This window comes from Prevotella koreensis (assembly GCF_003977605.1).
GTDB classification, from domain to species: Bacteria; Bacteroidota; Bacteroidia; order Bacteroidales; family Bacteroidaceae; genus Prevotella; species Prevotella koreensis.
In genome coordinates this window covers 2,259,839-2,273,188 of the sequence record NZ_RYYU01000001.1, presented here as the reverse complement: position 1 = coordinate 2,273,188, position 13,350 = coordinate 2,259,839, and the positions used below count along the sequence as shown (strand labels likewise).

Here is a 13,350-nt window from a genome sequence, read left to right as displayed (position 1 = left end):
CAAGCCATTATCTCGGAAAAATTATTTAATTTTGCGGTCTGAAAAGACATACATCAATAGAACACAGTAATGAAAACCCTGAAAAAATACCTGCCCGACCTGATTGTCCTGGCACTGTTTTCGATTATCTCGTTTGCATATTTCTTCCCGGCAGACATTGAGGGAAGGATTCTCTACCGCCACGACTCGTCGGCCGGTAAGGGGCTCGGACACGAACTGACGGAGTATTACGAGCAGACCGGCGAACATTCGCGCTGGACAAACTCGGCTTTCGGTGGCATGCCAACCTATCAGATTGCACCATCGTACAGCAGTACCGACGGACTGAACCTTGCAATCAACACTTATCATCTTTGGCTGCCTGAAAACGTTTGGCTGATTTTCTCATACCTGTTAGGGTTCTATATTTTGCTGCGTGCTTTCGATTTTCGACAGTGGATGGCTGCGCTCGGTGCCGTGATATGGGCCTTCAGCAGTTATTTCCTTATAATAATCGCCGCCGGACACCTGTGGAAAGTCATGGCATTGGCCTACCTGCCTCCTATGATTGCCGGCGTGGTGCTTGCATATCGGGGGAAACTGCTATGGGGATTCATTCTGACCGCGATATTCACGGCTTTTGAGGTAAAAGCAAACCATGTGCAGATGACATATTATTATCTGTTCATAATAGCATTCCTCGTAATAGCATTCCTCGTGGAAGCCATACGGCAGAAGCAGCAAAAACGATTCTTGAAAGCCACGGCGGTGTGTCTTGCCGGTGCGGCAATAGGTGTCGCGATAAACCTATCGAACCTTTACCACACGTGGCAGTACCAAAAAGAATCGATGAGAGGAAAGACCGAACTAGCCAAGGGACAGTCTGCCGACCAGACCGACAGTGGTCTCGGACGCGAATATATCACGCAATGGAGTTACGGCATAGGCGAGACATGGACATTGCTCATACCCAACACCAAAGGCGGGGCAAGCATACCGATGTCGCAGAACGAAACGGTTATGGCGAAAGCAAATCCGGAATATGCCGAACTATACAATCAGATGGGACAATACTGGGGCGAGCAACCGGGCACGAGTGGCCCTGTTTATGTCGGTGCTTTCGTGCTGATGCTGTTCGTATTGGGACTTTTCATAGTGAAAGGACCTGTCAAATGGGCTCTCTTGGCGACCACGATTCTCTCGATATTACTGTCGTGGGGACATAATTTCATGCCGCTGACCAATTTCTTCATCGACTATTTCCCAATGTATTCCAAATTCCGAACGGTGGCCTCGATACTCGTAATAGCCGAGTTCACCATTCCGTTGCTGGCAATGTTGGCACTGAAGAAAGTCGTTGACGAACCGGAATTGTTGACAACAAAAATAAAGTTTGTGTATGCAAGTTTCGGTCTTACTGCCGGCGTGTGCATGCTTTTCGCCATTGCTCCGACGATGTTCTTCAGCGACTTCATATCATCTACGGAGATGAAGGCACTCGCACACTTCCCTTCCGAAGTGCTTAACTCGCTGCTTCCAAACATCAGAGAGATGAGGCAAGCCATGTTCACGGCCGACTGCTGGCGTTCGTTCTTCATCATTGTGGTAGGAACATTGCTGCTGTTGCTGTTCAAGGCTAAGAAACTTAATGCCACGGTAATGATTTTCTCGATGCTCGCACTCTGCCTTATCGACCTTTGGCAGATTGACAAACGTTACCTTAACGACGATATGTTCGTAAGTGCGGCAGAACGTGAGGCACCGATAGAAATGACACAGACCGACGAGCAGATACTCGGAGACAAAACATCAATGGGCAATTTCCGTGTTCTGAACTTTGCCACGAACACTTTCAACGAGAACAATACATCTTACTATCATAAGAGCATTGGTGGCTATCATCCCGCGAAACTGCGCCGCTATCAGGAACTTATAGAGAGTTACATCGCTCCTCAGATGACCGTTACAGCACCTGCCATTGCCGATGCAATGGGCGACATGACCAAACTGAACGGCGACAGTCTGTTCCCGGTACTCAACATGCTGAACACACGCTATTTCATACTGCCACTGCAAGGCGGACAGACCGCGCCAATCAAGAACCCATACGGATATGGCAACGGTTGGTTCGTGGACAAGGTAAAGTATGTTGATAATGCGAACAGCGAACTTGATGCCATAGGAAAGACGATGCTACGACATGAGGCTGTGGCCGACAAGAAATTCGAGCAAACGCTCGGACAGTCGAAACAACAGACCGGAGAGGCAACAGTGACACTGACATCATACAAACCGAACCATCTTACGTATGACGTAAAATCGTCAACAGGTGGCATCGTGGTATTCTCAGAAGTTTACTATCCGGGCTGGACGGCAACAATCGACGGCAATCCTGCCGAAGTGGGAAGAGTTGACTATGTGCTCAGAGGCATACAAATGCCGGCCGGAAGCCATAAGGTGGAGATGATGTTCTACCCGAAATCGGTCGATAATACCGAGACGGTGGCGTATATCGCATACCTACTGCTATTTGCTACAATCGCCGCCGGAGTATTCTTCGAATGGAAAAAACGCAGAGCAAAAGAAATAAAAGGCTGAAAAGTTTGGCGGTTCTGATAAAAAGCCGTACCTTTGCAGCCGATTTTAAAGTTACAATTAATTAATTCACATCAATTCGCTATGTATTTAGACAAAGCCAAAAAACAAGAGATCTTTGGACAATACGGAACGTCCAACACTGACACCGGTTCACCCGAGAGCCAGGTAGCACTGTTTTCATACCGTATTTCCCATCTGACGGAGCACTTGAAGAAAAACCGTAAAGATCATACTACCGAACGTTCACTCATGAAAATGGTAGGTAAGCGTCGTGCATTGCTTGATTATCTTAAAGATCGTGACATCGAGCGCTATCGCGCTATCGTAAAAAAACTTGGTCTGCGCCGATAATCACAAATGGCAATCACGCCAAAGGCTTCAAGAAAAAACCCGCTTTTCATTACGAAAAGCGGGAATTTTTTATTTCATGTTCACATATAACTCACGTTTCACTACCACACAATTCACGCCAATGTTTTTGAGTATTCTATAAAACGGCTTATATGACAAAAATGTGCTTATTTTAGAGTCGTTCTCTCTTATGTGACAAAAATGTGCTTAAAAACTCCCATTCCCCTTTTATTTTTTAGGGGAATGGGACTTTATAAAGTCCTGAATGAAGATCTTTCTTCTTTCCGTACTGATTCCCTTGTGTAGGTTCAATTTTGTCTTTAAATCTGCATTAAGTGATTCAATAGCATTGTTGGTATTTGGTATCTCCAACTCAGGGTAATCATAGTATGTCCACAAACACGACATATTCCTTTTAAGGCTCAAAAAAGCACTACGTAGAGTTTTATGAGTATAATGTGATTTACCATCTTCTGTTGTTGTTCGTTCCTTAAGAAAATCCTCCCATTTAGTATACCATTCTTATAAAGCCCCAATAAAGGACTCTTTGTCCGTATGACATAACATCTTGGATATTGCAAGCAGTTCTTTAGAAGCCTCAAGTTTGGGTCTTGAGGTTAGTTTTGTCTTTATAGTCATTACTTGATGGAACTGGCATAATTGGAATTTATAATTGGGGAAAGCTTGTCTAAGTCCCTTAAAACCATCGCATACAAGACCTTGAATGGTATATCCAAGTAATTCCAAGTAGTTTATGCCCTCTTTGTAATCTTCAAGACGTTCATGCCTATTGATAAACTTAAACCAAAGTACATCACCAGACAATGAATCCTTCATAATAACTACACCAAAATTACGTCCCCAATAGGTGACATCCATTAAAACCACTACCGGACGAACAAGAAGGTTGGGCAGGTCTTCTTTATAAGATTTGGTGAGCTTCCTATAAATAGTCCTGGTTGAAACTCCGTACTCCTCTGATAGATCTTTGATTGTAAGATTACCCTTGGAATAACGATTGTTAACAATGGTATTTGTAAGACGCTTATGTCCGACAAAGCTCCTCTTACAGCACTTACAATACCAGCGTTGACAACCATTAAGATGACCACGTTTTATAGTCGATTTTGAGCCACAATAAAAGCAGATTTTTTGCCATAAAAATATAAATAGAACAAAGATAATGATTATTAGACAGTTGCAAGGATTTTAAGCACATTTTTGTCATATAAGCCTATAAAACTATGAAAAACATCGCAGAGGTTTGTAATGTAGATAGAAATGTAAAGCCTCTAAAAAGTACATTCCGATTTTACGGCGAATAATCAGAAACAATACAAGAGAGAGTTTCTATTAATTTAATAGATTAAAATTTATTACTTGATTTATCTAATCCCATTCTTCGATAACCCTTAATTCTTACTACCAAACTCATCATCACTAATTTCTATAGGATTAATCTCACCTTTAGCACGTCTAATAGCTCTATCTATATATTTAACAAGTTTTCTTAACATATATGCATCAACACATTTCCTATTTGGCAACACTTTTTCCAATTTTATTTTGACATTTTCCAATGTATTAAGATCTTCAGCATAGCGCTTATCTCCCTTAACAAGAGCTTGACATAACATATAATGATGAGAGAAGAATTTGCACAATTCTTCTAAGCTCCTATTATTGAGATTTTGTATCTTGTAAGATAAAATGTCAGCATCAATATTTTTAAATACGGATGTCCAACGATATTCACAACGATTGTCTGGTGTAAATTCAGTACTCAATTCAATTAAACTTTCAATATTATCATTGTCAATATTTAAAAGCGCCTCTTCCATTTTATTTTTAAGCTCATTATTTCTTTGTTCAAATATCAATGTCGCATAATCTGTGATCTCTTTGCCGAATGGATTCTCGTAAAAATTACCGTAAGAGCTCGTACCTTGACAGAATAAAGTTTTTGCTTGATAGAGGTCGTTTTTATTATCTATAGATAAATAAATTTTTGCGATGTGCTGTTTTGCAAGAGATATAGTTTTTCTCGAAACAGGATGTATTTGTTTATAATCAAAGAATACAAGCAATGCAAGTGATCTTCCAATTAAAAACAGATTTGGTATGTTATTATTATTTACATCATTTTCTAATTTGATATATGCATCCTCAAACTCATTATTAGATAATTGAGAAAAATTTGCTAACTTATCCTGCAAACTTGATTTACCTTGTATTTGAATAAGTGTTTCTTCAACATAACTCTTCAAACTCTGACCAGTTTCTATCTCGTGAATTATTTGTTTGATGTGGGATGTATTAAGCACATTAATTTTATAGTTGTTAAATATGAATGAATATTTGTTTTGAAATTCACTTATTCTTTTTTTCTTCGTTTCATCACCAGAAATTCCATAAAAGTAACTCCTATCAAATTCTTTAAGTGTATCTCGATTCTCACCTCGATACTCGCAATAAACAACAACATACGATCCTAAAAGAGATGTCATAAAAGCCTCACCTTTTTCACGGAGTTTCTCATCAATCTCATTATAAAGAACATTAAAGTCATATAAGCATTGTCTGAGCAGGCGAAGATTATCACACTTTGTAGATCGAAAGCAATCAAGAATAAAAGCCTTCTTGCTTTTTAGCCATTCTGTGAGAGGGACATCATTATTTATGAAGTAATCAATAGCTGCGTTCATATCTGGCATGATCTCAAATTCTCGCCCGACGGTCTTTTCTTTAAACTCCAAAAGTTTGCCTTTTGTGTCATCCGTCGTATGCGTTTCGTCCCCAACAATGATAACATGACAAAATCCATGCTCAACAAAATTGTTGATATAACCGAGAAGAAGTTTCATGTCTACCAAGCAACGCTCTAAATCATCAAACACAATTAATTTTGGTCCAATAATAACTTCATTGTCATGAGATGTAAGTAATGATAAAGAATCGAGAGTTGCTTGCATTGACACATTACCTTGTTCGTCTTTGTTCGAGCCCAAGTCTACTTTAAATGCTATCTTTCCTAAAATTTTAATTATGTTTGTTGTTATTTTGACACTTTTGTTATACAGAAATGGATGAAGAACCCTATCTATAGCAGACGTAATCTGTGAAGTGCTTTGCAAACCATATAATGAAACATATATTGGTTTCAAAACGGCATCATTTTTGGCAACTTTTTTATTATACTGTTCTATCCAATTCTGGATGAAGAAAGATTTGCCACATCCCCATTTTCCTTTTAACATAACTGCATAACGAGGGTCAGGGTTATCCATATATGTAAATAAGTATTGCGAAATATAATCATTCATAGAAATATATTATTTGTATTTTATTTTAAATATGTATACCTTTCTTACATGAAAATACAGAGTTTTCTTCAATATCACGCAAGTTATGGGTAAAAACCCACCTTAAATTTGGTAATCTGCGAAAATCCCACCTCTTTATAGTTCAACTAATCAATAAAATACAAATAAGATCCGCTATGTTTGCCGAGGACATTTTTTCACTTCGTTCAAGGTAACTCTGGAATTATTCTGTATTATCAATTAATTTAATAACAACTTCAATGCCTAACTTGATAAAATAAATTGTTTCATAAATACTTTTCAAAATGGTGAAGGGAATTATTCCTATTATTGCCCAAAAAGAAAATCTGGACTCCAAGAAAAAACATGATTTATTTGCAATCCGATATAGATATGTCTCAGCAATCAGTTTGCTTTAGGAGACTCTATACAAGTCAGCGACATACAGTTGGCTTGCGTGGATAAGTGCCTTACTCATGTACCTGTCATCAATGATTTAACCGAAATCTTTCTTACGAAAATGTTTAGAAACTGAACTTGCGCCCGTTCCACTTCAGTTTCTTCTGCTTCTTCTTTCCGTTGTCATACCAATACGTGCAGATGATATCCTTGCCGTTACGCGGCAAATCATAGGAAACCGTAGCACCGTCGCTCGTGAAACACATCGATTTAAAGCCCGGAGCATCACATAAAGTCATCTTCTTCGTGGCATTATTGTAGCGGTAGAATTCGATACGGTCAAACTGACCGAGAGAACATTTGCCATCAGTGTAGGATTTCACATTATAGGCAAACAGTTTGTGTTTCTGATCCGCCTCATTCCAATAGCACATCTCTACCCGCAACAAATGGTTTTCATATCGGAAGTTATAGACCGCGTAGCCGTTTTTCTGATCAACGATGACCTCATCTCCCTCAGCCTGCGGAATGTTCTTGCGATATTTTATCCATGCTTGCTTGGCAGCATTAGTCGACTCATCGAGAACGTCATCTTCGTTCCAGTTATAATTGGAAAGGAAAGCCCATGCAAAGTCGCCGATAGATGGTTTTTCTCCTTGATAATTCACTCGGATAGTTTCCTGTGCTGTTATCTCCACGGTGGAGCACAGCAAGACAATAGCCAATAATAATTTTTTCATACTTGAATAGTTTTGTGATTTTTACAATGCAAATATACTCTTTTTTAAACAGACTCCTCCACTTTTAACTTTTTTTATTTGTGTCCGCTAAACATAAAAAAACAAGATCGGTTTCCTCTCTTGAATTCCGACCTTTTTGTTACCCTTGTTTTTGCAAGTAAACTTCAATAGCATCAACAAAGGCAATAGTGTCCTAAATAAAAAAGTGAAGGAAATTGTTTTCACTAAGGCGAAAAAGTATTATCTTGGTGTTCGCTCAAAACCAAACCTTCCTTCTTGGCAAAGACAACACCTTTCGCTAAAGTAATCCAACAATTACCGAAAATTATACGTGAATGGCACGCGAATTGGGGATGTGGAAAGCAATATCAATAAGAAGCGGAGCAGGGAATACCGGCAGAGATAACGCGGTCGCGTATTGCGTCAAGCACTTCGCGCGGTGCTTTAATCAATCCATGTTCCGGCGTTTCGCGGTCGATGGTATAAATCATAACGCTCTGCGGTACAATCTCTTTTACCCTTTCGAGCCACGGAGCGACAAACTCTTCACCAGTATTGTCCACGTTAACACCGCCACTCGTACCGCGGAGGAACATTGTCTGTATAATAGCATGACCTTTGAAACGCTTCATTCCCTCTATCACCTGCTCAACATCATACCATGTTCCGGTGGGTCGATCCACATTATTTATATAATCAGGATTTACGGTGTCAAGTTTCACGATATTGTTATCCACACGCATAAGCGCGTCATGCACTTTCTTCACATGCAAAAGGGTGGCATTGGTGAGCACGCTGACCTTCGCTTTCGGAAAATAATTATCGCGCAGTCGTAACGTATCATCTATGATTTCTGCAAAATGAGGATGGCACGTAGGTTCGCCATTGCCGGCAAATGTAAGCACATCGGGAGCAGGCCCGTTTTTCTGCATATCCTTAAGTCGTTCCTCGAGTGCGGCAGCCACATGCTCACGCGACGGATAATGGTGGCGCGGACGGTGGTCTTTGTTGAATCCACATTCACAGTAAATGCAGTCGAACGTACAAATCTTACCATCGTCGGGCAAAAGATTGATACCAAGACTCACTCCCAAGCGACGGCTATGTATAGGCCCGAATATGGGCGACGGATAAATTATTGTACTCATAGGGGCAAAGTTACGGAAATTAAACGAAATGCAACGAGGAAAGCATCGAAAAGAAGAATTATTGTGTTAAGAGTGGTTAATCATTTCGTCCGTCTCGTTTTTTTCCGTAATTTTGCAGCAAATTAGGTTTATTATAGCCAAAAATCAATGGGAAGGAAACGAAAGAACTCCAGCAGACGAAGTAGTCTGCAGGTGATAACCTTGTGCATAAGCACTGCCTTGGTGCTCGTATTAGTGGGTTTGGTGGTATTGTCGGTTCTCTCGGCTCGCAACCTCTCTCAACTGGTAAGAGAGAATCTTACTGTGACAATGGTGCTCGCAGAAGACATCACCGAGCCGGAAGTGGCACAACTGAGAAAAGGCATTGAGAAAGAAAGATATGTGCAACACGTGAATTACATCAGTAAGGAGCAGGTATTGAAAGAAGAAACCGAGGCTATGGGTGCCGACCCTACGGAGTTCATCGGGTATAATTTTTACACTGCATCGCTCGTGCTGAACCTCAAGGCCGACTATGCCAACCGTGACTCTATGGCATGGATTGCAACTGCTCTGAAAAAGCATCAGAAGGTGAAAGAGGTGGATTTTCAACAAGACTTGATGGATAAGGTGAACGATAACATCGGCAAGGTGAGTATCGTGCTCATTGTTTTGGCCATTCTCCTGTCTATTATCTCTTTCTCATTGATAAACAACCACGTGCGTCTAAGTGTCTATGCCAGTCGTTTCAACATACACACTATGAAATTGGTTGGTGCGTCATGGGGTTTCATACGCAGGCCGTTCATTTGGCGTGCCATTGCCATCGGTGTGGTAGCCGCCACTTTTGCCATTGGTGTCCTTGGCAGCGCGGTATATGCTTGGTACACACAGACACCGGGAATACTTAGCGTCATGACATGGGAAGTGCTCGCAATAACCGGAGGTACGGTGCTACTCTTCGGCATTATTATAACAACATTCTGCAGTTACATCTCGGTAAGCCGTTTCCTAAAAATGAAAGCGGGCGACCTTTATAAGGTTTAGTACACACGAGAGGAGTGAGGAATGCAGATAAAAGAGTGATATAACACAAATCAAAACAAACATAATCCAAAAGATTTATATGGATAAAAGAAATCTCGCCTTTGGCAAAATGAATTTCATTCTCCTTGCAGTCGGTGTGGCAGTAATCATTATAGGATTTCTGCTCATGAGTGGTTCAGGGAGTACAGAACAGGCATTCAATCCCGACATCTTCAGCGCAACGAGGATAAAGATTGCTCCGGTGGTTACTTTCATCGGATTTATCTCTATTATTGTTGCCATTATTTACAAACCAAAGGAAGAGAATAAGAAGGAAATCGGGGAATGACAGTATTAGAAACGATTATAATCGCGATAATAGAAGGACTGACCGAATTTCTCCCTGTGTCATCAACAGGGCACATGATTATAACACAGAACTTGCTGGGCGTTACCGAACGTATGCAGCAAGATGCGGAATTGGCTGCTTTCGTGCATGCCTTCACGTTCATAATCCAGTTTGGAGCAATACTTTCGGTGGTATATCTTTACAGAAAGAAGTTCTTCAACATAAACCGGTCGCCAATCTCTGAAAATGCAACAGCATGGCAGAAGTTGAAACATCGTTACAACTTCTATTGGCTGCTGATAGTGGGTGTGATGCCGGCAGTGGTAATAGGTCTGTTGGCAAAGAAATCGGGTGTGCTTGACTGGCTGCTCGACAGTGTTGCCGTAGTTGCCATAACATTGGTACTAGGTGGCATTTTCATGCTTTTCTGCGACCGCATCTTCAACAAAGGAAAAGAAGAGAACAATGTCAATGAAAGCAGCGCATTCAAAATTGGTCTGTTCCAATGCTTGTCGGTGATACCCGGTATGTCGCGTTCGATGGCTACGATAGTGGGCGGAATGACACAGGGACTTACACGCAAGAAGGCTGCCGAGTTCTCATTTTTCCTCGCCGTGCCGACAATGGCGGGAGCCACTTTGCTCGACCTGCTCGACCTACTGAAAGACGACACATCGTGGGCAACAAACCATAATATCATGATGCTTCTGTTAGGCAGTGCCGTGGCATTTATCGTGGCATTGCTGGCAATGAAATGGTTTGTCAGTTTCCTTTCCAAATATGGTTTCAAGATGTTCGGAATCTACCGTATCATAGTGGGCAGCATAATATTAATATTGCTCTTGACCGGGCACTCACTAACAATGGTGGAATGATGAACTTCAAGGAAGGAGAGATATTACATATCGACAAGCCATACCGTATGAGCAGTTTCGGGGCATTGGCTCACATACGCTATTTGCTGACAAAGAAGATGGGATATAAAGTGAAAGTGGGACATGCCGGAACGCTCGACCCACTTGCAACAGGTGTACTCATTCTCTGTACGGGTCGTGCCACGAAACGAATAGAAGAACTCCAAAAACATACAAAGGAGTATGTGGCAACACTACAGTTGGGAGCGACAACAGCAAGTTACGACATGGAACACCCTGTCGATGCTAATTATCCAACTGAACAAATAACTCGCGACCGCCTGGAAGATGTTTTGCGGAAATTCATCGGCGACATTGAACAAGTACCGCCGGCATATAGTGCTTGCAACGTGAATGGTAAACGTGCTTATACACTGATGCGCAAGGGGCACGAGGTGGAACTCAAAGCGAAGCCGGTTCGTATAGACGAGATTGAACTCATGGAGTTCGACAATGAAAAGATGCAAGCCACAATCCGAGTGGTATGTGGCAAAGGGACATATATCCGATCGCTCGCACGCGACATTGGGGAGGCTCTCGACAGTGGGGCATATCTCACATACCTACGCCGAACACGCGTAGGCGAGGCTACGATAGACAAATGCCTGACGTTCGACACGTTCAGTTCATGGCTTGAGAGGCAAGACATTGAAGGGTGAGCGATGAGGGTTGAGGGATGAGCGTTCTTTCTACGCTTTGCTTCGAAAGCGTCTCCTGACGGAGCCGAGCGGAGTGATGAGAGGTGAGCGATGAGCGAGCCGTGTTTTTGCTTCGCTACTCAAATGAGACAGTAGGTTTTCTTTATTTATGAGGAGAACGGGGAGTTAAGGACAAATTATTAGTGGGAGAGGAAATTTCACCTATTTATATTATAGTAAAAGAGAAATCAGAAGAATAAATATGAAACTATCGCAATTCAAATTCAAACTGCCGGAAGAGCAAATTGCACTGGATCCGTCGTATCATCGCGACGAATGCCGACTTATGATTCTGCATCGTAAGTCGAAGAAGATAGATATGTATAGGACTGACGAGAACGGTGAACCTTTGAAAGACAAAGATGGGAACCCTGTCTTTCTTGATTTCCGCAACGTGCTTGAGCACTTCGATGAAGGCGACACATTTATCTTCAATGACACGAAGGTGTTCCCTGCTCGCTTGTTCGGAACAAAGGAAAAAACAGATGCCAAGATTGAGGTGTTCTTGTTGCGCGAACTGAACGAGGAAATGCGCCTGTGGGACGTTCTCGTTGAACCGGCACGCAAAATAAGAATAGGCAATAAATTGTTCTTCGATGATTCCGGCACTATGGTTGCCGAGGTTATCGACAACACCACAAGTCGCGGTCGCACACTGCGATTCTTGTATGATTGTCCACACGATGAGTTCAAACGCGAATTGTTTACGCTCGGCGAAGCACCGCTACCACGATATATCGTGGACAAACGCCCTGCAACGACAGAGGACATTGACGAATTCCAATGTATCTTTGCTAAGAACGAAGGAGCCGTCACTGCACCAGCAACCGGTCTGCATTTCAGCCGTGAAATGATGAAACGCATGGAGATTATAGGCATCAACTTCGCATACATAACATTGCATTGCGGACTCGGAAACTTCCACGACATTGAGGTGGAGGATCTCACAAAGCATAAAATGGACTCGGAACAGATGTTCATTAATGCTGAAGCGTGCCATATGGTAAACGAGACGAAGACAGCCGGACGACATATCTGTGCCGTAGGAACAAGTGTACTGAAAGCGACAGAGACTGCAGTGGGTACAGATGGATTGCTGAAAGAATATGAAGGGTGGACAAATAAGTTCATATTCCCGCCGTACAACGTGGTACTCGCCGATTCCATGATAGCAAATTTCTATCATCCCTACTCCACCTTGTTGATGTCAACTGCGGCATTCGGTGGCTATGACCTCGTTATGGAGGCTTACGAAATGGCTGTAAACAACGGCTATCGCTTTGGATGTTACGGTGATGCAATGCTTATTTTGGACGATTGATGCATACCGTTTATCTTAGTCTTGGCAGTAATCTCGGCAACAGAGAAGAGAATTTGCGCAAGGCTATAGTAGAAATAGGAAAGTTGGTTGGTGAAGTTGTTCGCCAATCAACTTTTTATGTGACAGAGCCTTGGGGGTTTGAGTCGGAAAATCTCTTTGCAAATGCTGCAGTTTGTTGTATGACAGAGTATTCTCCAAGGGAAGTATTAATGCTGACACAGGGAATAGAACGCAAAATGGGTAGGAGCAAAAAATCTGTTGATGGGCATTACAGTGACCGTGTTATTGACATTGATATTCTGTACTATGATGACATAACAGTGAATGATGCCGACCTGAAAATTCCACATCCGCATATACATGAAAGAGAGTTCGTGATGAAGCCGCTAAAGGAAATATTCAAAGGAGAGGACAGAAAGACACAAAGGTTTTGACAGAAAGACAAAACTTGGGGGACAAAAAAGACATAATTTTTGAGGGACAGAAAGATATAATTACATTGGTATTTTCTAGTAAGTTCACGTA

12 protein-coding genes are annotated in these 13,350 nt (G+C 41.8%); 8 read left to right on the top strand and 4 right to left on the bottom strand.

The genetic code is table 11. The annotated features are described in order from the left end of the window. Positions 1–69 precede the first annotated feature (69 nt). Entirely contained in the window at positions 70–2,577 is a 2,508-nt protein-coding gene (locus tag EHV08_RS09725) for a YfhO family protein (RefSeq protein ID WP_126679092.1), read from the top strand. Positions 2,578–2,658: 81 nt separating this feature from the next. Continuing rightward, on the top strand, positions 2,659–2,928 hold the full coding sequence (gene rpsO / locus EHV08_RS09720; protein WP_126679091.1) for a 30S ribosomal protein S15: 270 nt from the start codon (positions 2,659–2,661) through the stop codon (positions 2,926–2,928). Between the two features lie 522 nt (positions 2,929–3,450). Here rpsO and EHV08_RS11950 read toward each other — a convergent pair. The 4 genes from EHV08_RS11950 to EHV08_RS09700 form a co-directional block, all read right to left on the bottom strand. After that, positions 3,451–4,077, bottom strand: a complete 627-nt coding sequence (locus EHV08_RS11950) for an IS256 family transposase, variant Zn-binding type (protein WP_455430452.1) — start codon at positions 4,075–4,077, stop codon at positions 3,451–3,453. 263 nt (positions 4,078–4,340) lie between these two features. Further along, entirely contained in the window at positions 4,341–6,251 is a 1,911-nt protein-coding gene (locus tag EHV08_RS09710) for a P-loop NTPase fold protein (protein ID WP_126679090.1), read from the bottom strand. Positions 6,252–6,775: 524 nt separating this feature from the next. After that, positions 6,776–7,390, bottom strand: coding sequence for a hypothetical protein (locus EHV08_RS09705; protein ID WP_126679089.1), 615 nt, complete (start codon positions 7,388–7,390; stop codon positions 6,776–6,778). Positions 7,391–7,758: 368 nt separating this feature from the next. Then, positions 7,759–8,538 (bottom strand): radical SAM protein, encoded by a 780-nt coding sequence (locus tag EHV08_RS09700; RefSeq protein WP_126679088.1) that lies wholly within the window; start codon positions 8,536–8,538, stop codon positions 7,759–7,761. A gap of 147 nt (positions 8,539–8,685) precedes the next feature. Between EHV08_RS09700 and EHV08_RS09695 the strand changes: the two genes are divergently transcribed. The 6 genes from EHV08_RS09695 (at position 8,686) to folK (ending at position 13,259) form a co-directional block, all read left to right on the top strand. Next, the gene (locus tag EHV08_RS09695; RefSeq protein ID WP_126679087.1) at positions 8,686–9,564 is read left to right on the top strand and encodes a cell division protein FtsX; all 879 of its coding nucleotides are present in this window, start codon (positions 8,686–8,688) and stop codon (positions 9,562–9,564) included. A 79-nt stretch (positions 9,565–9,643) separates the two neighbouring features. Next, positions 9,644–9,892 (top strand): DUF3098 domain-containing protein, encoded by a 249-nt coding sequence (locus tag EHV08_RS09690; RefSeq protein ID WP_126679086.1) that lies wholly within the window; start codon positions 9,644–9,646, stop codon positions 9,890–9,892. After that, a complete protein-coding gene (locus tag EHV08_RS09685; protein WP_126679085.1) occupies positions 9,889–10,767 on the top strand; it encodes an undecaprenyl-diphosphate phosphatase in 879 nt (292 codons plus the stop codon). Before EHV08_RS09690 ends, EHV08_RS09685 begins: the two co-directional genes overlap by 4 nt. Next, on the top strand, positions 10,767–11,465 hold the full coding sequence (gene truB / locus EHV08_RS09680; protein ID WP_126679479.1) for a tRNA pseudouridine(55) synthase TruB: 699 nt from the start codon (positions 10,767–10,769) through the stop codon (positions 11,463–11,465). Before EHV08_RS09685 ends, truB begins: the two co-directional genes overlap by 1 nt. A 241-nt stretch (positions 11,466–11,706) precedes the next feature. Continuing rightward, positions 11,707–12,825: a tRNA preQ1(34) S-adenosylmethionine ribosyltransferase-isomerase QueA gene (gene queA / locus EHV08_RS09675; RefSeq protein WP_126679084.1), complete on the top strand. Its 1,119-nt coding sequence runs from the start codon at positions 11,707–11,709 to the stop codon at positions 12,823–12,825. Then, positions 12,825–13,259, top strand: a complete 435-nt coding sequence (gene folK, locus EHV08_RS09670) for a 2-amino-4-hydroxy-6-hydroxymethyldihydropteridine diphosphokinase (protein ID WP_126679083.1) — start codon at positions 12,825–12,827, stop codon at positions 13,257–13,259. The genes queA and folK overlap by 1 nt, the downstream gene beginning before the upstream one ends. Positions 13,260–13,350 lie beyond the last annotated feature (91 nt).

What these genes read in the sequence shown, in the direction of transcription:
- EHV08_RS09725 (WP_126679092.1), top strand. Translation starts at nt 70, where the DNA reads ATGAAAACCCTGAAAAAATACCTGCCCGACCTGATTGTCCTGGCACTG.
- rpsO (WP_126679091.1), top strand. Translation starts at nt 2,659, where the DNA reads ATGTATTTAGACAAAGCCAAAAAACAAGAGATCTTTGGACAATACGGA.
- EHV08_RS09710 (WP_126679090.1), bottom strand. Translation starts at nt 6,251, where the DNA reads ATGAATGATTATATTTCGCAATACTTATTTACATATATGGATAACCCT.
- EHV08_RS09705 (WP_126679089.1), bottom strand. Translation starts at nt 7,390, where the DNA reads ATGAAAAAATTATTATTGGCTATTGTCTTGCTGTGCTCCACCGTGGAG.
- EHV08_RS09700 (WP_126679088.1), bottom strand. Translation starts at nt 8,538, where the DNA reads ATGAGTACAATAATTTATCCGTCGCCCATATTCGGGCCTATACATAGC.
- EHV08_RS09695 (WP_126679087.1), top strand. Translation starts at nt 8,686, where the DNA reads ATGGGAAGGAAACGAAAGAACTCCAGCAGACGAAGTAGTCTGCAGGTG.
- EHV08_RS09690 (WP_126679086.1), top strand. Translation starts at nt 9,644, where the DNA reads ATGGATAAAAGAAATCTCGCCTTTGGCAAAATGAATTTCATTCTCCTT.
- EHV08_RS09685 (WP_126679085.1), top strand. Translation starts at nt 9,889, where the DNA reads ATGACAGTATTAGAAACGATTATAATCGCGATAATAGAAGGACTGACC.
- truB (WP_126679479.1), top strand. Translation starts at nt 10,767, where the DNA reads ATGAACTTCAAGGAAGGAGAGATATTACATATCGACAAGCCATACCGT.
- queA (WP_126679084.1), top strand. Translation starts at nt 11,707, where the DNA reads ATGAAACTATCGCAATTCAAATTCAAACTGCCGGAAGAGCAAATTGCA.
- folK (WP_126679083.1), top strand. Translation starts at nt 12,825, where the DNA reads ATGCATACCGTTTATCTTAGTCTTGGCAGTAATCTCGGCAACAGAGAA.